The sequence below is a fragment of the Pseudomonas sp. Tof1 genome (assembly GCF_055390395.1).
In genome coordinates, this window is the sequence record NZ_AP024344.1 from 5,308,541 (window position 1) to 5,327,930 (window position 19,390).

At 64.2% G+C, this 19,390-nt stretch carries 17 protein-coding genes and 1 pseudogene; 8 read left to right on the forward strand and 10 right to left on the reverse strand.

Annotated features, from left to right (window positions below; all coding sequences use genetic code 11):
- Positions 1-17: 17 nt before the first annotated feature.
- From ACZ5KU_RS23770 to ACZ5KU_RS23790, 5 genes and pseudogenes are all read right to left on the reverse strand, one after another.
- Complete coding sequence (locus tag ACZ5KU_RS23770; RefSeq protein WP_464736370.1) at positions 18-836, reverse strand: DUF4892 domain-containing protein; 819 nt, start codon at positions 834-836, stop codon at positions 18-20.
- 129 nt (positions 837-965) lie between these two features.
- Positions 966-1,820, reverse strand: a complete 855-nt coding sequence (locus ACZ5KU_RS23775; protein WP_464736371.1) for an alpha/beta hydrolase — start codon at positions 1,818-1,820, stop codon at positions 966-968.
- Positions 1,817-2,626 (reverse strand): alpha/beta fold hydrolase, encoded by an 810-nt coding sequence (locus ACZ5KU_RS23780; RefSeq protein WP_054058182.1) that lies wholly within the window; start codon positions 2,624-2,626, stop codon positions 1,817-1,819. Before ACZ5KU_RS23780 ends, ACZ5KU_RS23775 begins: the two co-directional genes overlap by 4 nt.
- Positions 2,627-2,737: 111 nt before the next feature.
- Complete coding sequence (locus ACZ5KU_RS23785; RefSeq protein WP_464736372.1) at positions 2,738-3,181, reverse strand: hotdog fold thioesterase; 444 nt, start codon at positions 3,179-3,181, stop codon at positions 2,738-2,740.
- Between the two features lie 25 nt (positions 3,182-3,206).
- Positions 3,207-4,861, reverse strand: a pseudogene (locus ACZ5KU_RS23790) (AMP-binding protein).
- Positions 4,862-5,219: 358 nt separating this feature from the next.
- Between ACZ5KU_RS23790 and ACZ5KU_RS23795 the strand changes: the two are divergent.
- On the forward strand, positions 5,220-5,888 hold the full coding sequence (locus ACZ5KU_RS23795) for a pentapeptide repeat-containing protein (RefSeq protein WP_054058179.1): 669 nt from the start codon (positions 5,220-5,222) through the stop codon (positions 5,886-5,888).
- Positions 5,889-5,894: 6 nt separating this feature from the next.
- On the opposite strand, the gene sixA is transcribed toward ACZ5KU_RS23795, so the two are convergent.
- From sixA to ACZ5KU_RS23810, 3 genes are read right to left on the reverse strand one after another with little or no spacing between them, the layout of a single operon-like run.
- Positions 5,895-6,344 (reverse strand): phosphohistidine phosphatase SixA, encoded by a 450-nt coding sequence (gene sixA, locus ACZ5KU_RS23800; protein WP_054063065.1) that lies wholly within the window; start codon positions 6,342-6,344, stop codon positions 5,895-5,897.
- A complete protein-coding gene (locus ACZ5KU_RS23805; RefSeq protein ID WP_054058177.1) occupies positions 6,341-6,676 on the reverse strand; it encodes a DUF4389 domain-containing protein in 336 nt (111 codons plus the stop codon). Before ACZ5KU_RS23805 ends, sixA begins: the two co-directional genes overlap by 4 nt.
- Positions 6,677-6,698: 22 nt before the next feature.
- Complete coding sequence (locus ACZ5KU_RS23810) at positions 6,699-7,724, reverse strand: NAD(P)H-dependent glycerol-3-phosphate dehydrogenase (protein WP_054058176.1); 1,026 nt, start codon at positions 7,722-7,724, stop codon at positions 6,699-6,701.
- A gap of 200 nt (positions 7,725-7,924) precedes the next feature.
- On the opposite strand from ACZ5KU_RS23810, the gene ACZ5KU_RS23815 reads away from it, so the two are divergent.
- The 7 genes from ACZ5KU_RS23815 to ACZ5KU_RS23845 all read left to right on the forward strand — a co-directional run bounded on the left by ACZ5KU_RS23815 (position 7,925) and on the right by ACZ5KU_RS23845 (position 16,535).
- A complete protein-coding gene (locus tag ACZ5KU_RS23815; RefSeq protein ID WP_192842696.1) occupies positions 7,925-10,051 on the forward strand; it encodes a TonB-dependent receptor plug domain-containing protein in 2,127 nt (708 codons plus the stop codon).
- A gap of 17 nt (positions 10,052-10,068) precedes the next feature.
- Positions 10,069-10,989, forward strand: a complete 921-nt coding sequence (locus ACZ5KU_RS23820; RefSeq protein WP_273825205.1) for an ABC transporter substrate-binding protein — start codon at positions 10,069-10,071, stop codon at positions 10,987-10,989.
- A complete protein-coding gene (locus ACZ5KU_RS23825; protein ID WP_054057158.1) occupies positions 10,986-12,881 on the forward strand; it encodes an ATP-binding protein in 1,896 nt (631 codons plus the stop codon). The genes ACZ5KU_RS23820 and ACZ5KU_RS23825 overlap by 4 nt, the downstream gene beginning before the upstream one ends.
- A gap of 237 nt (positions 12,882-13,118) precedes the next feature.
- Complete coding sequence (gene fabA / locus ACZ5KU_RS23830; RefSeq protein WP_017902714.1) at positions 13,119-13,634, forward strand: 3-hydroxyacyl-[acyl-carrier-protein] dehydratase FabA; 516 nt, start codon at positions 13,119-13,121, stop codon at positions 13,632-13,634.
- Positions 13,635-13,645: 11 nt separating this feature from the next.
- Positions 13,646-14,866 (forward strand): beta-ketoacyl-ACP synthase I, encoded by a 1,221-nt coding sequence (fabB, locus tag ACZ5KU_RS23835; RefSeq protein WP_464736373.1) that lies wholly within the window; start codon positions 13,646-13,648, stop codon positions 14,864-14,866.
- A gap of 323 nt (positions 14,867-15,189) precedes the next feature.
- Complete coding sequence (locus ACZ5KU_RS23840; RefSeq protein ID WP_054057160.1) at positions 15,190-15,606, forward strand: OsmC family protein; 417 nt, start codon at positions 15,190-15,192, stop codon at positions 15,604-15,606.
- A gap of 59 nt (positions 15,607-15,665) precedes the next feature.
- Complete coding sequence (locus ACZ5KU_RS23845) at positions 15,666-16,535, forward strand: pirin family protein (protein ID WP_464736374.1); 870 nt, start codon at positions 15,666-15,668, stop codon at positions 16,533-16,535.
- 137 nt (positions 16,536-16,672) lie between these two features.
- Here ACZ5KU_RS23845 and ACZ5KU_RS23850 read toward each other — a convergent pair whose 3' ends face one another.
- Positions 16,673-17,401 carry a dienelactone hydrolase family protein gene (locus ACZ5KU_RS23850; RefSeq protein WP_273825107.1) on the reverse strand — a complete coding sequence of 243 codons (729 nt, stop codon included), beginning with the start codon at positions 17,399-17,401 and terminating at the stop codon, positions 16,673-16,675.
- Positions 17,402-17,466: 65 nt separating this feature from the next.
- Positions 17,467-19,371: a molecular chaperone HtpG gene (gene htpG, locus ACZ5KU_RS23855; RefSeq protein WP_464736375.1), complete on the reverse strand. Its 1,905-nt coding sequence runs from the start codon at positions 19,369-19,371 to the stop codon at positions 17,467-17,469.
- Between the last annotated feature and the right edge of the window lie 19 nt (positions 19,372-19,390).

Here is a 19,390-nt window from a genome sequence, read left to right on the forward strand (position 1 = left end):
GTTCGCCCCTGCCGCGACTATCGCAACAGCTCCAGGTGCAGGCCGGCGCTCCTGCTGTCGCCCAGTTCCAGCCGCGACGCCCTAACGCCAGCGGCCACCAGCGCCTGGCGCCAGGCTTCGGCGGAGCTGCCCGAGAGGCTGATGCGGGAGGTGGTGTCGAGGTTAAGGCCCCGTGATATCAGGGTGATCCAGATGGCCTGCGGCTCAGCGGGCAACTTCGGCAGGTCGAGCTTGCCGGTGTCGCGCAACTCGCGCGCCAGGGTCGCCGAGGTCGGCAGCAACTCGCCCAGCGGCGCGTTCGCGGCAAACTGCTCGACATGCAGGTAGGCCCGCCGATTGCCGCGGGTGATGCTGTACAGGACCATCAGCGAATCATCCTGGGGCGCCGCCAGGCGCAACAGCAGATAGGCTTGCTGATCATCGGCCCCGGACAGCAGCGGATTGCCGAAGACCTCGTTGGCCCACAGGCTGTTCTCGCCGCAATCGCGGGCCTGGCACCAGAACAGCAACTGCGCGCCCTCCTTCTGCAAGGCCTCGCGCGCCGCGGTAAAGGCCTCGTTGGCCGAGTGTTCCGGCGGCAGCTCGTAGGTCACCGAGGTCATCTGCCCGCGGGCATTGACCTGGCCCTCGCTGCGCAACCGGTTGCTGATCTTGCGGATCGAGCCCTGTGGATAAATGCGTTCCAGCTCCGTCGGGGCCCGGTAGTCGACGATTTGCGCGTCGGCCAGGCGCGGCACCAGCGGCAGGTCATGACTGCCGGGTACGTCGGCGGCCAGCAGCACGCCACTGAAACAGGCCAGGCCGAGCGCCCCGGCCAGGGTTGTGGATAACTTCATCGGATCGGCAGCGCCTGAACATGGGGCACGGATGCCGGGACGGGACGACACGAAGTCGCGGCGTTAGCGAGGTCTGGCATGGTTGTCTCCCTTTCAACCCGCCAAGCCTCGACAGTTGCCGGGCGCAAGTCAAGGCATGGCGAAGAAGCGATTGAAACAGTCTGCAACAAGGGCCGCCCCGGCCTCGTCGTTCAGGTGCAGGTGATGACCGCCGGGCAGCACCTGTTGCTTGAAGGGTAGCTGCTCCAGCAGGCTGCGGTGCTGGGCCAGCATGCCGTCCGCGGCCACCACCAGTTGCGCCGGGCACGCCACCCGGCGCACGAAGGCCATGGCCTGCTCCTCGGTCAGGCGCAGGGGCGAGGGCAGGGTCAGACGGCTGTCGCTGCGCCAGGTGTAGCCTCCCGGAACCGGCATCAGGCCACGCTGGGCCAGCAGCTCGGCAGCCTCGCGACTGACCGCCACCAGCCCCTTCATCCGTGCCTCGACGGCCTGGTCCAGGCTCGGGTGCACCGACTTGCGCTTGTCCTGCAGCCGCAACTGCGCCTGCAGGGCCATGCCCAGGCGCTCGGCTGCGCTTTCGCCATTGGCGGTCGGCGGGATCACACCGTCGATCAGCGCCAGGTGCGAAACCCGCTCCGGCAAGGCGCCGGCCAGCACCACCGAGACAATCGCGCCGAGGGAATGCCCGAGCAGGGCGAAACGCTGCCAACCCAGTTGCTCGGCCACCTGCAACACGTCATGCACATAGTCCCAGAGCGCATAACCGGCACCGATCGGGCGATGCCCGGAGTGCCCGTGACCGGCCATGTCGAGAGCGACGATGCGCAGCCCCTTCAGCTTCGGCGCCAGGCGGGCGAAGCTGTTGGCGTTGTCCAGCCAGCCGTGCAGGGCGATCACCGGCAGCCCGTCTTCAGGGCCGAACAGATGGGCCGCCAACTCGATATGCGGCAGGCTCAGGCGCACTTCCTCGACCGCCGTGCTCATGGCTGCCGACCTTCGCCGGCACGCCGCTGCCAGCGGGCGAAGATGTCCTTGAGCAGTTGCGCGGTGTCTTGCGGGCGTTCCAGCGGAAACATGTGGCCTCCCGGCATGCTCAGGGATTCGCCCTGGGGCAGGCGCCCCACGGTGCGGGTGTGATGGCGCATCACCACGCGACTCGAACGGCCGCGGACCACCGCCAACGGCACCTGCAGATGCCGGGCCAGGCCCGGGCTGGTGTGGGGCACGCCGCGATAGATGCGGATTTCGGTGTCCGGATCGAAGCTCAACCGCAGGCGACCGTTCTCGGCACGCAGGCCATGTTGCAGGTAGGCGTCGAAACAGTCCGGGTCGAACCCGCGAAACAGGGTCTTGCCGGCGAAGTACTGGCGAGCCGTTTCCAGGTCGCTGAACTCCTCGCGCCGGCCCAGGGTGCGCCCGGCCGGGGTCAGCCGGTCGATGAAGCCGAAACGCTTGGCCGCGCGGATCACCCACTGGTCGGTGCGGGTCAGCACCGGCGAGTCGAGCATCACCAGCCCCTTGTACAGTTGCGGCCGCCGCAGCGCCGCATGCAGGTGCAGCACGCCACCGAGGGAGTGACCGACGCCCCAGACCGGGCCGGGCTGCCGTTCGAGGTGGTGGATCAGTTCGTCGACCAGGTTGCGCCAGTTGTCGTCCACCGGGAAACGCGGGTCGTGGGCATGCTGTTGCAGATGGGCAACCTCATACTCCGGCGCCAGGGCGGCGAACAGCTTGCCGTAGGTGCCCGAGGGAAAACCGTTGGCGTGGGCGAAGAACACGTGCTGCGACATACCGGAACCATTTCATGAAAAACAGGCGTTCATTGTCGACAGGACGCCCGCCGCCAGCAATGACCGTAACTGCCAGGAATGATGACAGTCCGGTCAAGCCTATGGCGCCGCTCAGCGGCTCGGCGGGGTCTGGCCCAAAGGCACCACGGCCATGGTCAGGCGCGAGACGCAGTTGGTCTTGCCGTCGTCGCCGCTCAGGCGAATGTCCCAGACGTGGGTACTGCGGCCGATGTGGATCGCTTTCGCCACCGCCGTCACGCGCCCGCTGCGCACGCCACGCAGGTGGTTGGCGTTGATTTCCAGGCCCACGCAGTAGTACTGGCTGGTATCGACGCACAGGTAGCTGGCCATCGAACCGACGGTCTCGGCCAACACCACCGAGGCACCGCCATGCAGCAGGCCGAATGGCTGGTGAGTGCGGTGGTCGACCACCATGCTGGCGGTCAGCGACTGGTCGTCGAAGGACTCGAAGCGAATGTCCAGCACTTCGCTGATGGTGTTCTTCGCCGAGGCGTTGAGTTGGTCGATATCTGGAACGGTGCGCCACAAGGCCATCTTGCAATCCCTCTGTTCTTGTTTGTCATTCCTGCCACAGTACCGGTTGCCCGTGCTCGCTCCAGACCTGGAAACGCGGGCCGTAGCGTTGCTCGATCACCGGCCGCCGGATCTTCAGCGTGGGCGTGAGAAAACCGTTTTCAACCGCCCAACTATCTTTCACCACCACCAGCGCGCGCAAGCGCTGATGCTTGTCGAGGGTCTGGTTGACCTCCTCCAGCAGGGCCGCGAGCCCCGCCTGCAGGTTCGCCCGCGACGCCTGGGCGGCGCTGGCCGAGAGCACGCAGAGCCCCAGCGGCGCCGGCAGGCCATCGCCGACCACGCAGACCTGCTCGAGCCAGGCATTGGCCGCCAGGCGGTTCTCGATCGGCGCCGGCGCGACATATTTGCCCTTGCTGGTCTTGAAGATCTCCTTGAGCCGTCCGGTCAGGCGCAGGTTGCCACCGGCATCCTGCTCGCCCTTGTCGCCAGTACGCAGAAAACCGTCGGCGGTGAGGGCCTCGGCGGTTTTCTGCGGTTCCTTGTAGTAGCCGAGCATGGTCGCCCCGCTGCGTACCAGCACCTCGCCCTGCTCGTCGATACGCACCTCGACGCCCGGGCACGCCTCGCCGATCCATCCCGGCAGATGCCGGCCCACCCGGCAGATATGCGAGTAACCGCTGTTCTCGGTCATGCCATAGACTTCGAGCACCTCAAGCCCCAGGCGCCGATACCAGTGCAACAGCTCACGGGGTACCGGTGCCGCACCGGACAGCGCAATGCGCAGGGCATCGAGCCCCAGCCCGGCCAGCACCTTGTGCCCGATCCGCCGCCCGAGCAGCGGCAGGCGCAACAGGAAATCCAGGCGCGCCGGGGCGACCTTTTCGTAGACGCCCATCTGGAACTTGCTCCAGATCCGCGGCACGCCAAACATCGCCGTAGGCCGCGCACGTCGCAGGTCGACCAGGAAGGTTTCCAGGCTTTCGGCGAAAAATATCGTCTGCCCGGTGAAGATCGACGCCAGCTCGACGAACATCCGCTCGGCCACATGGCACAGTGGCAGGTAGGACAGCACCCGGTCGCCCTCCCCAGGCCGAACAGGCCGACGGCGTTGTTGGCAGCAAATGACAGCGTCGCGAAGCTGTGCATCACGCCCTTGGGCTGACCGGTGGTACCGGAGGTGTAGATCACCGTCGCCAGTCGCTGCGCGGCGGGTCGCGGATCGTCCTGGATCGGCGGGCAGGCCTGCAGGTCGCTCCAGCGGAAGTCGAACGCCCCCGGCGGACACAGCGGCAGGCTGATGGTCGGCAGGCCGGGCCTGACCCCGGCCGACATGCCTGGCCAGTCGTCGAGTTTGCCGATGAACGCCAGCGCGACCTCGGCGTGTTCGAGCACCTGGGCGACGGAGTCCGCGGTCAGGTTGGGATACAGCGGTACCGAGACATGCCCGGCCATCCAGATCGCCAGGTCGGCAATGATCCAGTGGGCACAGTTCTTCGAAATGATCGCCACATGACTGCCGGCTGGCAGTTCCCGGGACCGCAGCCAGTGGGCCGCACAGCGGGCCTGGTGGCCGACCTCGGACCAGCTCAGCGTCTGGACCTCGCCACCGCCGACCGGCTGGACCAGGTATGGCTGCCGGGGATGGCGAGCTTCGCGCTCGTAGAAGACTTCCAGCGGCAAACGAAAAGCGGCAGACATGAGACTCCCTCCCTTTTGTTTTTATTCCGGAGAAAACCAACCAAGCACTTGCTTGGCAGACTATTTCACGGGCGAGTCGCCGCTGCAACCCCAGCCCTTCATGCCAGGGGGCCGGACGATGCGAAACGGGGGTGGAATCTGATAGCCGGGTGGCTCGGGCTCGGGTCGAATTCCCGGTTTCCCAGCCCTTTACGAGGCGTTCATGTCGACGATAGGCAATCTCTTGCGAAGCTTCATTCCCTTGCGCGGCCGCCGCACGCCAGCAGGCCAGCCCCCACCCGCGACCGGGACGGAGCGCTACCGGCAGCCCTGGCCCGGACCATCCCCGGCGTCGGAGCCGTCAAGGATCGAAAGGGACATGACCCTGTTGGGGCTCAAGGATTCGCTGGACTCGGCGCGGGCCTTTCTCGGCGCCAGCCCGACCCTGCGCGCCTACCCCCTTGGCGGCTTGCTCGAGCTGATGGTGGCCAGCAGCCTGCGCTTTCCCAACATCCTGAGCAGTTGGGACGGTGTCCCGCTGGAGGGTGGCGGCCGGGTGTCGCTGCACGTGCAGAAGAAGCTGTTCGACCTGCGGGTGTCGACCACGCTGTCTCCGCCGCTGACCAAGGCCCTGAAGAACTGCGCCCTGAACATCGCGGCCAACCTCGACGGCAGCGCCACGGGACGGCTGCTCGACGATATCGACATTCGCCAGCCGTTCAAGGAATGGAACAAGCATGCGATCTGCCAGGTATTGCGCACCCTGCAGGTGACCAACGTCAACATGACCGGTGCCGACCTGAGTGGCGGCGACCTGGCCGGCGTGCGCTTCTTCGGCCAGTACCACGAGGCGAACTTCATGGCGGCCAACCTCAAGGGCGCCATGCTGTCGAGCGGGTTCAAGGGCAACAACTTCGAACATTGCGACCTGCGCCACGCCATGCTCTCGGGCTATTTCGAGCAGTGCAGCTTCAAGGGCGCGAAGGTCAACGCGGTGACCCTGAGACAGACCCGCAGCGAGCTGAACGGGGCCGTGCTGACTCCGTGAAGGCGTTCAGACGTGACGAACGCCGTTGAGCGTCATGGCCCCGGCCAGCGGCCAGTCCCCTTCCAGTTCCGCCAGGCTGGCGGTATTCATCGGTTGCGGGCTGCGCAGGTGGCCGGCCTCGAGCAGGCTGATCAGGCTGCCGACCAGGGGCTGGTGACTGACCAGCAACAGGTTGTCCGCCGTATCGAGCTGCTCCAGCACGCGGGCCGGATGATTGTCGGGGGTCAGCCAGGGCACGGTGATGATCGGTGGCTCGAAACCCAGCACGTCGCGCACCAGTTGCGCGGTCTGCTGGGCGCGCACATAGGGGCTGGCGTAGATCGCCGCCAGCGGCTGGCCGATCAGGTGCGCGGCACTGCGCAACACCTCCTGGCGCCCGTGGACAGTCAGGTTGCGCTCGGCGTCACTGCTCACCTGGGGCTCGGCCTGCCCATGGCGCAGCACCCAGAGCTTCACAGCCTGGGTTCCTCGTCACGCACCGGATGCGCTGCGGGCGGCACGCTGTGCGGGGCCTCGCCTTCCGGCGCGCGTGGGGCCGGCCAATCGGCGAACGGCCAGGGTTTCTGGTCGCTGTGAAAGGTGCCGAAACGGCCGATCTGGGCAAGGAACTGGCTGAGGCTGTCGCCGAAGTTCATCAGGTTGCCACTCGGCGCGCCGTAGAACAGCCGATAGGCCAGTTGGATCAGCACCACCGCGCCGAGGAGGAACTGCGCGACCTGCCAGACCAGCAGGAACACCAGCATCCACAGCACCCGCAGCACGATGGATTCATATTTGGCTTCGTTCATGTCTTGCTCCTGTTGCGTGGACTCAGTTGAAACCGCTGGTGGAAATGAAATCGACGTCGGTCTTCGGCTCGCCGCGCATCAGCAGGGCAATCACCTGCTCAAGCGTGCGGCCCTCGAACAGGATGGCATGCAGGCCGGCCACCAGCGGCATGTAGACGTTCAGTTCCTGGGCCTTGGCCTTGAGCACCTTGAGGGTGTTGACCCCTTCGGCCACCTCGCCCAGGCGGTTGACCGCCTCCTCCAGGCTCAGGCCCTGGCCGAGGGCGAAACCGACCTGGTAGTTGCGACTCTTGGGCGAGGAACAGGTCACGATCAGGTCGCCGACGCCGGCCAGGCCGAGGAAGGTCATCGGGTTGGCCCCCTGACTCACGGCGAACCGGGTCATCTCCGCCAGGGCCCGGGTGATCAGCATGCTCTTGGTGTTCTCGCCCATGCCCAGCGCCACCGCCATGCCGGCGATGATCGCGTAGACGTTCTTCAGCGCACCGCCCAGCTCGACACCAAAGCGGTCGGCACTGGCGTAGACACGGAAGGTGCTGCCGTGCAGGGCCGCCTGGACCCGGCTGCAGAGTGCTTCGTCCTCGCTGGCGACCACGGTGGCGGTCAGGGCATGCTCGGCCACTTCACGGGCCAGGTTCGGCCCGGACAACACACCGATCCGCGCCTGCGGGGCAATATCCGCAAGAATTTCGCTCATCAGCTTGAAGGTCTGCGGCTCGATGCCCTTGGTCAGGCTGACCAGCAGCTTGTCGCGCAGACGCTCGGCATGCTCGGCCAGCACGCTGCGCAGGGCACTGGATGGCAACGCGACGAAGAACAGCTCGCAACCGTCGAGCGTCGCGGCCAGGTCGGTCACCGGTTCGACCCCCGGGTGGATCCTGATGCCCTTGAGGTAGCGCGGATTCTCGCGATTGACACGAATGGCCTCGGCCTGTTCCGGGTCGCGCATCCATTGGCGCACCCGATGACCGTTCTCGGCCAGCAGATTGGCCACGGCGGTTCCGAAGCTCCCTCCCCCCAGGACCGCGATAGGGTGCTGTTCAGTCATATGCAATCCGTTTTTACCAATGGCGATGGCCGCATTATACGGAGCCACCGGGCGGCAGCCAGTCCCAAACGCATTCGGCACGCGACGCTCTGACGCGAGGATTTTTCCGCTTTCGCAGACGGAATGCAGGCTCTGTGCCATGGCAAACCCGTCCAGCTCGGTTAACATGGGCGGCTATTACCTGCGATCAAGGTTGATCCGTGTCTTCAGGCCCACCCTTTCACCGTTCCTCCGTCCTTCTGGCGCTGCTGTTCAGCACTCCCGTGCTGGCCGACGACCTGTTCCTGGAAAACCAGCCGCTGCCCGAGGTTTTGACCGCCACGCGGCTGAAACAATCCCCTGCGTCGGTCCCCGGCAGCATGACGGTGATCGACAACGAACTGATCAAGGCCAGCGGTGCCCGCGATATCGCCGAACTGCTGCGCCTGGTGCCGGGCATGATGGTCGGCTACACCAACGGCAACCAGGCGGCGATCAACTACCACGGCACCGATGCCAGCAATGCCCGGCGCATGCAGGTCCTGATCGACGGCCGCTCGGTGTATCGCGCAGGCCTGGCGACCGTGGACTGGAGCGACATTCCGGTGGCCATGGAGGATATCGAGCGCATCGAGGTCTTCAGGGGGCCGAACACCGTCAGCTATGGCGCCAATGCGCTGATGGCGGTGGTCAACATCCTGACCAAGTCGCCCGGCAGTACCCACGGTTCGCGGCTCAAGGTCACCCGTGGCGGGCGCGGCATCAATGACTGGTATGCCAGCCAAGGCGTGGGCTGGGACACCGGTGACCTGCGCCTGTCGATGTCCGGCCAGCAGGACGACGGTTTCGACAGCGATCGCATCGGTGCCGACTACCGCGACAGCCGACGCCTGAACCGCTTCAACCTGTCGGTCAGCCAGATGCTCAACGACAGCCAGAGCATCGACTGGCAGTTGAATGCGAAGGAAGGCACCAACCAGCGGCCCTACACCTACAAGGCGGTGTTTCCCGATATCCAGGAGGCCGGCAACAACTCCGACGTGGTGGCCAAGGACTACGCCGGTTCCCTGCGCTGGAACCTCGACCTCAGCCCGCAGCACAGCCTGTACGTACAGGGTTCGGCCCAGCACTGGGACCGCCAGCAGATCTGGCGCGCCTGTGATGCCAAGGTGTCGTTCAGCCCGCAATTGACCCAGTTGTGGCAGCTCAACCCCAACTACGCGGAAAACCTGGCGCGCCACATGACCAGCTACTCGGTCGGCAGCCCACCGCCCGGCAGCGCCAGTGAACAGGCCCTGGCCAACCAGGTACTGGACCAGTGGTTCAACCAGGGCGCCAATCAGTCGGTCTGCGGCGATATCGACCAGAGCACCCGCGAGACCCGCTACGACCTCGAATTGCAGGACACCCTGAGCCTGTCGGACAGCCTGCGCCTGGTCAGCGGCATGAACTATCGTTATGACCGGGCAGATTCCGAAACCTATTTCAACGGCACCCTCGACGACAACACCTGGCGCCTGTTCGGCCAGCTCGAGTGGCGGGCCAGCGAACACTGGCTGCTCCAGGGCGGCGCCATGTACGAATACACACAACTGACTGGCGACTCGCTGACCCCGCGCTTTGCCGTCAACTACCTGATCAACCCGCGCCATGGCCTGCGCGCGGTGTATTCGGAAGCCATCCGCTCGCCGGACATGTTCGAGAACAACGTCAACTGGAGCTACCGGGTGACCAACCTGGACTCACCGACCTACGGCCAGAACAGCGGCCAGTATTTCGTCAGGACCCGCGGCCCGGGCAACCTCGACAAGGAGCTGATGCGCTCGCGGGAGCTGGGCTACAACGGTTTCTTCGCGGATATCGGGCTGAACCTCGACGTGAAGCTGTTCTACGACGAAATCACCTCGATGGTCAGTACGCCCCTGCGCAACAACCAGTTCATCGCCAGCAATGCCAACAACGCACGCTTCACCGGCAGCGAAACCCAACTCGACTGGCGCCTGGGCAGCGCCGACCGGCTGCGCCTGACCTACGCCTATGTCGATGTGCAGGCCAGCAACCCTGCCGATGCCCAGTTCACCGCACGCAACAGCGGCTCGGCCGGCTGGATGCGCGACTGGGGCAAGGGCTGGTCAAGCTCGCTGTTCTACTATGGCGACGATGCGATCAACCGGTATCGTTTCGAGCGGGTCGACCTGCGTGTCGCCAAGCGCATTCCCTTGCACAGGGCCAGCCTGGAACTGGCCGGGGTGATGCAGCAGCGTCTGGACAACCAGCCCCTCACCTGGCCCGACAACAACTATGACCAGCGCCAGGTTCTCTACTTCAGCGCCGAGCTGGAATTCTGAGCATGAGCGAGTCACGGATGACACGGGGCTGCACGAGTTGGCTGCCAAAGCTGGCCGCGTGCCTGCTGGCCCTGCTGGTTTGCCACCCCCTGCCCCAGGCGCGGGCTGCCGATGTGCTGCTCACCGGCGTCGAGGACAGCCCCGGCGTACAGGGTTTCGCCAGCGCCCTGGCGCAGCAGCGCCCCGAGGACCAGGTGCGCTTCGTGCCTTTCGGCCAACTGCCGCCCCCGAGCAAGCTGCCAGCCGGCACGCGGCTGATCCTGCTCGACCCGCCCAGCCTCGACTGGCGCCTGGCCGACCACCAAGGCCCACCGACCCTGGTGCTGCGCATCAGCCGCCTGCAAGCGCGCCAGCGCCTGGGCGAGCAACAGCCGAGCCAGCTCAGCCTGCTCTGGAGCGACCCACCGCCCTGGCGGCAACTGCACCTGATCCGCGCCGTGCTGCCACAGGCGCGCCGGGTCGGCGTGCTGTACGACGCGGACAGCGAGTTCCTGCTCGGCGAACTGCGCCAGGCTGCCCGGCCGCTGGACCTGGAGATCGTCGCCGAGCGCTGGGACAACACCGCCGACAGCCGCCCGCTGCAGAACCTGTTGCGCAACAGCGATGTGCTGCTGGGGATCGACGATCCGACGCTGTACAACCCCAAGACCGCGAAAAACCTGCTGCTCAGCAGCTATGCTCGGCAACTGGCGCTGATCGGGCCGAACGCCGGCTTCGTCAGGGCCGGCAGCCTGGCCAGCAGCTACAGCGACCAGAACGACTGGCTGGCGATCCTCGACAGCCTGCTCGACAAGCCGCCCTCCAGTTGGCCGCGCGCACTCTATCCACCACGGTTCAAGGTACTGAGCAATCCACAGGTTGCCCGCTCGCTGAGCCTCGAGGTGATCGACGAAGCGTCCGTCGCCACCCGGCTGGCCGAAGGAGAACCCCACCCATGAATCTTCGCCGGCACTGGGGCATCAACGCCCGTACCCAGATGATCAGCCTCGGCCCGGCGCTGTTGCTGACCCTGCTGCTGATCAGTTTCTTTACCTTCGTACGGATTCAGGACCTGCGCCAGGAACTCAACCACACCGGTCAGCTGATCGCCAACCAACTGGCCCCGGCGACCGAGTATGGCGTCATATCCGGTAACAATGACGTCCTCGAAACCCTGATGAAGGCCAGCCTGACCACCCCGCACGTGCGTTTCCTCGAAGTGCAGGACCGCAGCAACAACATCCTGGTGTATGTCGAGCAACCGGCCGAAAGCCATAGCCGCTCCCAGCAGGTCGAGATTTTCCAGGCACCGGTGCGCCTGCAGCGGATCAAGCTCGACAGCGATTTCCTGCAGGGTACCTACGCCAATCCGACGGTGACCGGCGAGGACTATCTCGGCCGCGTGATCGTCGGCATGTCCAACGGCGCCTTCAACCAGCGCCAGCAGGAAATCCTGCTCAAGGCGGGGATCCTCGCGCTGTTCGCCCTGCTCTTCACCTTCCTGCTGGCCCGCCGCCTGGCGGCCAATCTGTCGCAACCGATCAGCGCCATGGGCCATGCGGTCAAGGCCATCCAGCAGGGCGACTACAAGACCCCGCTGCCAGTGCCGGATGACACCGAACTGGGTGATCTGGCACGCCATATCAACAACCTCGCCAGCGGCCTCGAACAGGCCAGCCGCGAACAGCACCAGGCCATTGCCCAGTTGATCCAGACCCGCGAGGAAGCGGAACGGGCGAACAACGCCAAGTCCGACTTCCTGGCGATGATGAGCCATGAACTGCGCACACCGATGAACGGCGTGCTGGGCATGCTACAACTGCTCGAAACCACGGACATGAGCGAGGAACAGGCCGAATATGCGGCGCTGGCATCGGAATCCACCGAGCACCTGCTCAAGGTCATCAACGACATTCTCGACTTCTCGCGGATCGAGCGTTCGGCACTGGAGCTGGAACACATCCCGTTCGGCCTCGGCGAACTGATCAGCAGTTGCGTCCAGGCCTTCCAGCACAGCGCCGTGCAACGCGGCCTGCAGTTGAACCTGCAGTTCCCGCCGGGCCTGGAGCGGCTGCAGGTCAAGGGCGACCCGACACGGATCCGGCAGATCCTGGTCAACCTGGTGGGCAACGCGCTGAAATTCACCGAGCACGGCAGCGTCAGCATCGAACCGGCCTGGCAGAGCCTGGATGACGAGGTGATCTGGTTCAGTTGCACGGTACGCGACAGCGGCATCGGCATTTCCGCCGAACGCCTGGAACTGATGTTCGACGCCTTCCAGCAGGCCGACAGTTCGATTTCCCGGCGCTATGGCGGCACCGGCCTGGGCCTGCCGATCGCCCGGACCCTGGCCGAACGCATGGGTGGCACCCTGCACGCGCGCAGCGAAGAGGGCCAGGGCTCGGTGTTCACCCTGGAAATCCCGCTGGCCCTGCACCGCGTGGCCGAACCGGAAAACCTGCCACAGTTGCTGGCCGGGCACGGCGAAGGACGCAAGGTGATGCTGGTCGAGGACAACCCGGTAAACCAGACGGTGATCGAAGCCATGTTGCGCAGCCTGGGCTTCGAGGTCAGCCTGGCCCATGACGGTGTCGAGGCGGTCGAGAAGGTCAGGAACGGCAGTTTCGCCGCCATTCTGATGGACTGCCGGCTACCGCTCGTCGACGGCTACGAGGCCACCCGGCAGATCCGCCAGCTCCACGACGCCGCCCGATTGCCGATCATCGCCCTGACCGCGAATGCCCTGCAGGGCGACCGCGAACAGTGCCTGCAGGCGGGGATGAACGATTATCTGGCCAAGCCCTTCAAACGCACCGATCTGCAGCAGATTCTGCAGCGCTGGGTGCCCTGAATACGACGTGCGACTGGCGTGAAAGGCGAAAGTGCGGCAGTCTTAGGCACCCGAACGAGCCGTGAGAGCGGCTTGATTTAAAATTTCAGTGCACAAGTGTACATTCATGTCCCCTGTGCTGTGACTTTCACTACAACGCAATAGTCTATGAGTAGGCTGTCGATTCGAGGCATGAGGGCTTCGATCGGCCGGGAAGCTACACCCCACCCTGCCGCATGGAACTATTGAGGAGCTCGCATGACCAAACAAAACGCCTTTACCCGGGAAGAACTGCTGCGCTGCAGTCGCGGTGAGCTGTTCGGCCCAGGTAACGCGCAACTGCCCGCCCCGAACATGCTGATGGTGGATCGCATCACCCATATCGGCGAAGAGGGTGGCAAGTACGGCAAGGGTGAATTGGTCGCCGAGCTGGATATCACTCCGGACCTGTGGTTCTTCGCCTGCCACTTCGAAGGCGATCCGGTGATGCCGGGCTGCCTGGGCCTCGACGCCATGTGGCAACTGGTCGGTTTCTTCCTCGGCTGGCAGGGCCTGCCAGGCCGTGGCCGCGCCCTGGGTTCGGGCGAAGTGAAATTCTTCGGCCAGGTACTGCCGACCGCCAAGAAGATCACCTACAACATTCATATCAAGCGCGTCCTCAAAGGCAAGCTGAACATGGCCATCGCCGACGGTTCGGTCAGTGTCGACGGACGCGAAATCTACACTGCCGAAGGCCTACGGGTCGGCGTGTTCACCTCCACTGACAATTTCTAAGGGTTATCCGCATGCGCCGCGTCGTTATCACTGGTCTGGGCATCGTTTCTTGCCTGGGCAATGACAAAGAGACCGTCTCCGCTAACCTGCGTGCAAGCCGCCCTGGCATCCGCTACAACCCGGAATATGCCGAAATGGGTCTGCGTAGCCAGGTTTCCGGCTCCATCGACCTCAACCTCGAAGAACTGATCGACCGCAAGATCTATCGCTTCGTCGGCCATGCGGCGGCCTACGCCTACCTGGCCATGAAGGACGCGATCGCCGACTCCGGCCTGAGCGAAGAGCAGGTCTCCAACCCGCGTACCGGCCTGATCGCCGGTTCCGGCGGCGCGTCGACCCTGAACCAGATGGAAGCGCTGGATACCCTGCGTGAAAAAGGCGTCAAGCGTGTCGGTCCGTACCGCGTAACCCGCACCATGGGCAGCACCGTTTCCGCGTGCCTGGCCACGCCCTTCAAGATCAAGGGCCTGAACTACTCGATCTCCTCCGCCTGCGCCACCAGTGCCCACTGCATCGGTACCGCCATGGAGCAGATCCAGATGGGCAAGCAGGACATCGTCTTCGCCGGTGGCGGTGAAGAAGAGCACTGGAGCCAGTCGTTCCTGTTCGACGCCATGGGCGCCCTGTCCACCCAGTACAACGACACGCCGGAGAAAGCTTCCCGTGCCTACGATGCCAAGCGTGACGGTTTCGTCATCGCCGGCGGTGGCGGCATGGTGGTGGTCGAGGAACTGGAACACGCCCTGGCCCGCGGCGCGAAGATCTACGCCGAAATCATCGGCTACGGCGCGACCTCCGACGGCTACGACATGGTTGCACCAAGCGGCGAAGGCGCTGTGCGCTGCATGCAGATGGCGATGTCCACCGTTGACGGCCCGATCGACTACCTGAACACCCACGGCACCTCGACTCCGGTCGGCGACGTCGCGGAAATGAAGGGCGTGCGTGAAGTCTTCGGCGACAAGGCACCGCTGATCAGCTCGACCAAGAGCCTGTCCGGCCACTCCCTGGGCGCTGCCGGCGTACACGAGGCGATCTACTGCCTGCTGATGATGGAAGGCAACTTCATTGCCGGTTCCGCCAACATCGAAGAGCTGGATCCGGAAGTCGCCGACCTGCCGGTACTGACCAAGACTCGCGAAGACGTCAAGCTGAACAACGTGATGAGCAACAGCTTCGGCTTCGGCGGCACCAACGCCACCCTGGTCCTGAAGCGCTGGCAGGGCAAGTAAGCCCGGCCTGATCGCGATCTGAAAAACGCCCCGACTGGTTCGGGGCGTTTTTTTTGCCAGTTGCAGCCTCCTCACGGATGCCCGGCACAACCCCTGTGGTCCATGTCTTCAGCCCCTGATCACGCCATGCAGCCCGCCTGACGTTCAACCCTGGTGGCAATCAGCAGTTTTGCCTTGGACGAAACAGTGATATCAACCCCCCTGAGAAGCCCGATGCCTGTGCCAGGATGGTTCCGGCCACGAAATAAGCTGAACACCGTCACAACGCCGTGCTCTATTAAGGTTCGAAGGGTTTTCCCACCACTGTCTCCAGGAGGTTCATCATGACCATCACCATCAACACCGAATCCAGCGAAGGTTTTCGCCATAGTGTGCAGATCGATGATCACCAGTTGTTCACCGATGTGCCCAAAAGCGTGGGCGGCGAAGGCTCCGCACCGGAACCCCACGACTACTTCGACACGGCACTGGGTACCTGCAAGGCACTGACGCTCAAGCTGTATGCACAGAAGAAAGGCATCCCGCTGACCGGCGTCACCGTCGAGGTCAAGCGTGACAGCAGCCAGGAGCAGAAAGGCAAGTATGGCCTGCAGGTCAAGCTGACCCTCAAGGGCGTGTTGAGCGACGCCCAGCGCGAGGAGTTGCACAAGGTCGCCGACCGCTGCCCGATTCACAAACTGATGACCAGTACCGACGTCAGCATCGAGACCCTGCTGGCCGAAGGGGCCTTCAGCCAGTAGGGGCAACACCGCAAAAGCGGGTTATGCTTTGCGCATTACCCGCCCAGCCTGGAACCCCCATGAGTACACCGTTGGTGATTCGTCCCCGTGCCGAGGATGTCGAAGGTCAACCGATCCTGCGTCCCCTGCCCTCGGCCCAGTGCCGCAGTGTCGGCCCCTTCGTGTTTTTCGATCACATGCTGGAGACCCGCTACCCACCGGGCAGCGGCATGGACATCCGGCAGCACCCGCATATCGGTCTGTCGACCCTGACCTATCTGTTCGAAGGCCAGTTGCAGCACAAGGACAGCCTGGGTTCCGACCAGCGGGTCGGCCCCGGCGAAGTGAGCTGGATGACTGCCGGCAGCGCCATTGCCCATGTCGAGCGTACCCCGGCCGACCTGACCGCCAGCGGCTCTACGCTGCATGGCTTGCAGGTCTGGCTGGCCTCGCCCAGGGAGCATGAACAGGGAGCCGGCCACTATAGCCATCATCCGGCCGCCAGCCTGCCGACCAGCGAGAATCTGGGGGTGAAAATCCGACTGATCGCCGGCAGCGGCTTCTGCCTGACGTCGCCGGTACCGGTTTTGTCGCCCACGGTCTATGCCGAGGTAAAGATGGAGTCGGCGACCACTCTGCTGGTGCCCGATGAGCATGAGGAACGGGCGCTGTATGTGCTCGAAGGTGACGTGGAGCTCGATGGCGAATGCCTCGAGCCTCTCAGCCTGGTAGTGCTGCCCAGGGGCACAAGCCCGACGCTGGCAGCCGAGGGCGAGGTGCATCTGGTACTGATCGGTGGCGCACCGCTGGATGGGCCGAGAAGGATGAATTGGAACTTCGTCGCCAGCGACCCGGCGCTGATCGACCAGGCCCGTGCGCGCTGGGCGGCCGGCGACTGGCCGAAAGTGCCAGGGGAAATCGGGCGGATCGAGCTTCCCGTACGAGCTTAGGCCACGGGTGCTCTCAAGACCGCTATCGCCAGCAAGCCGGCTCCCACCATGGCCGCGCCAGGCAGGTGCCTTGCGGGCGCCGAAAGGCCTGTGGGACCGTCCGGCGGGCGATAGGGCCCTCAGACGCGACGCAGGCCTCAGCCGGCGAATACTTCCTCAAGCAGATTGTGCATAGCGGTGAAGGACCGGCTGGCGGTCTTCGCGTCATACATCATCTTGCCCGGCACATTGGCATGCGGATCGGTGAACGAATGCACCGCGCCGCCGTAGCTGAGCAGTTGCCAGTCGACCCCGGCGGCATTCATTTCCTCTTCGAAGGCCGGCAGTTGCTCGCGCGGCACCAGCGGATCGGACGCACCATGCAGCACCAGCACCGAGCCCTTGATGTTGTGGGCATCCGCCGGGTTGGGCGTGTCCAGCGTACCGTGGAAGGAGACGGCGGCCTTCAGCGGCGCACCGGTACGGGCCAGTTCCAGCGAGCAGCAGCCGCCGAAGCAGAAACCGAAGGTGGCCAGCTTCGAGCTGTCGACCGGCGCCAGCACCTGCCCCTGCAGCGCTTCGAACGCGGCCTGCATGCGCTTGCGCAGCTCGGCCCGATCGTTCTTCAGCGGCATCATCGCCGCACCGGCTTCATCGCCATTCTGCGGACGTACCGACTGGCCGTAGAGGTCGGCGACCAACACCACATACCCCTTGGCCGCCACCGACTGGGCGATCTTTTCCGCGCCGGCGCTGACGCCCATCCAGTTCGGCGCCATCAGCAGGCCCGCACGCGCGCCCTTGTGGCTGGCATCGAAGGCCAGGCGACCTTCATAGGACTGGCCATCGACCTGATAGACCACGGAACTGACAGTGATTTGGCTCATTACATACTCCGTAAGGACATCCCAAAAATGAAAAACCCGCCGAAGCGGGTTTTTCTACAGCGTTATCAGACCGACAGCTCAACCAGCAGCTTGTTCAGTCGGCGCACGTAGGCCGCCGGGTCCTTCAGGCTGTCGCCGGCCGCCAGGGCCGCCTGGTCGAGCAGGATGTGCGAGAGGTCGCCAAAACGGTCTTCATCCGGCTCGGCGTCGAGCTTCTCGATCAGCGGATGGCTCGGGTTGAATTCGAAGATCGGCTTGGAATCCGGCACCTTCTGCCCGCTGGCCTCGAGGATCTGGCGCATCTGCAGACCCAGGTCCTGCTCACCGATCGCCAGGATAGCCGGCGAATCGGTCAGGCGATGGGAAACCCGCACTTCGCTGACGGCGTCGCCCAAGGCGGTCTTGAGGCGCTCCACCAGGCCTTCCTTGCTCTTGGCAACTTCCTCGGCAGCCTTCTTGTCCTCTTCCGAGTCCAGGTTGCCCAGGTCCAGGTCGCCACGGGCGACGTCGACGAAGCTCTTGCCATCGAATTCGTTGAGGTAGCTCATCAGCCACTCGTCGATGCGGTCGGTCAGCAGCAGCACTTCGATGCCTTTCTTGCGGAAGACTTCCAGGTGCGGGCTGTTCTTGACCTGAGCGTAGGTTTCGCCGGTGAGGTAGTAGATCTTGTCCTGACCTTCCTTCGCACGCGCCAGGTACTCGGCCAGCGACACCACCTGCTCGCCATCGTCGCCGTGAGTCGAGGCGAAACGCAGCAGGCCGGCAATTTTTTCCTTGTTGGCGAAGTCTTCGGCCGGACCTTCCTTCATGACCTGGCCGAAGTTCTTCCAGAAGCCCTTGTACTGCTCAGGCTCGTTCTTCGCCAGTTTTTCCAGCATGTCGAGAACACGCTTGGTCAGTGCCGACTTCATCGAATCGATGATCGGGTCTTTCTGCAGGATTTCCCGCGAAACGTTCAGGGACAGGTCATTGGAATCGACCACACCCTTGATGAAACGCAGGTACAGCGGCAGGAAGGATTCGGCCTGGTCCATGACGAATACGCGCTGCACGTAGAGTTTGAGGCCCTTCGGCGCTTCACGCTGGTACAGGTCGAACGGCGCACGGGCCGGCACGTAGAGCAGCGAGTTGTATTCCAGCTTGCCTTCGACCTTGTTGTGGCTCCAGCTCAGCGGGTTCTCATAGTCATGGGCGATGTGCTTGTAGAACTCCTGGTACTCCTCGTCCTTGACCTCGGTACGCGGACGGGTCCACAGGGCGCTGGCGCGGTTGACGGTTTCCCACTCCTGCGCCGGCTTCTCTTCGCCTTCGGCGGCCGCGACTTCCTTCGGCAGTTCGATCGGCAGGGCGATGTGGTCGGAGTACTTCTTGATGATGTTGCGCAGGCGCCAGCCGTCGGCGAACTCTTCCTCACCGGACTTCAGGTGCAGGACGATACGGGTACCACGGTCGGTCTTGTCGATAGTGGCGACTTCGAACTCGCCCTCGCCCTTCGACGACCAGTGCACACCTTCACTGGCCGCAAGGCCTGCACGGCGGCTGAAGACTTCGACCTGCTCGGCGACGATGAAGGCCGAGTAGAAGCCCACGCCGAACTGACCGATCAGGTGCGAGTCCTTCTTCTGGTCGCCGGAGAGGTTTTTCATGAAATCGGCAGTGCCGGATTTGGCGATGGTCCCCAGGTGGGTGATCACATCGTCACGGCTCATGCCGATACCGTTGTCTTCGAGGGTGACGGTCTTGGCGTCCTTGTCGAAGCTCACACGGATTTTCAGTTCGGCGCCACCTTCCAGCAACTCGGGCTTGGACAGGGCTTCGAAACGCAATTTGTCGACGGCGTCGGAGGCGTTGGAGATCAATTCGCGCAGGAAGATCTCCTTGTTCGAATACAACGAATGGATCATGAGGTGCAGCAGTTGCTTCACCTCGGTCTGGAAGCCCAGGGTTTCCTTTTGAGTTTCCACACTCATGGTCATCAAACTCCAATTG

Bases quoted from the DNA above. Each gene is read 5' to 3' on its own strand.
- ACZ5KU_RS23770 (WP_464736370.1), bottom strand. From the start codon at position 836: ATGAAGTTATCCACAACCCTGGCCGGGGCGCTCGGCCTGGCCTGTTTC.
- ACZ5KU_RS23775 (WP_464736371.1), bottom strand. From the start codon at position 1,820: ATGAGCACGGCGGTCGAGGAAGTGCGCCTGAGCCTGCCGCATATCGAG.
- ACZ5KU_RS23780 (WP_054058182.1), bottom strand. From the start codon at position 2,626: ATGTCGCAGCACGTGTTCTTCGCCCACGCCAACGGTTTTCCCTCGGGC.
- ACZ5KU_RS23785 (WP_464736372.1), bottom strand. From the start codon at position 3,181: ATGGCCTTGTGGCGCACCGTTCCAGATATCGACCAACTCAACGCCTCG.
- ACZ5KU_RS23795 (WP_054058179.1), top strand. From the start codon at position 5,220: ATGACCCTGTTGGGGCTCAAGGATTCGCTGGACTCGGCGCGGGCCTTT.
- ACZ5KU_RS23805 (WP_054058177.1), bottom strand. From the start codon at position 6,676: ATGAACGAAGCCAAATATGAATCCATCGTGCTGCGGGTGCTGTGGATG.
- ACZ5KU_RS23810 (WP_054058176.1), bottom strand. From the start codon at position 7,724: ATGACTGAACAGCACCCTATCGCGGTCCTGGGGGGAGGGAGCTTCGGA.
- ACZ5KU_RS23820 (WP_273825205.1), top strand. From the start codon at position 10,069: ATGACACGGGGCTGCACGAGTTGGCTGCCAAAGCTGGCCGCGTGCCTG.
- ACZ5KU_RS23825 (WP_054057158.1), top strand. From the start codon at position 10,986: ATGAATCTTCGCCGGCACTGGGGCATCAACGCCCGTACCCAGATGATC.
- fabA (WP_017902714.1), top strand. From the start codon at position 13,119: ATGACCAAACAAAACGCCTTTACCCGGGAAGAACTGCTGCGCTGCAGT.
- fabB (WP_464736373.1), top strand. From the start codon at position 13,646: ATGCGCCGCGTCGTTATCACTGGTCTGGGCATCGTTTCTTGCCTGGGC.
- ACZ5KU_RS23840 (WP_054057160.1), top strand. From the start codon at position 15,190: ATGACCATCACCATCAACACCGAATCCAGCGAAGGTTTTCGCCATAGT.
- ACZ5KU_RS23845 (WP_464736374.1), top strand. From the start codon at position 15,666: ATGAGTACACCGTTGGTGATTCGTCCCCGTGCCGAGGATGTCGAAGGT.
- ACZ5KU_RS23850 (WP_273825107.1), bottom strand. From the start codon at position 17,401: ATGAGCCAAATCACTGTCAGTTCCGTGGTCTATCAGGTCGATGGCCAG.
- htpG (WP_464736375.1), bottom strand. From the start codon at position 19,371: ATGAGTGTGGAAACTCAAAAGGAAACCCTGGGCTTCCAGACCGAGGTG.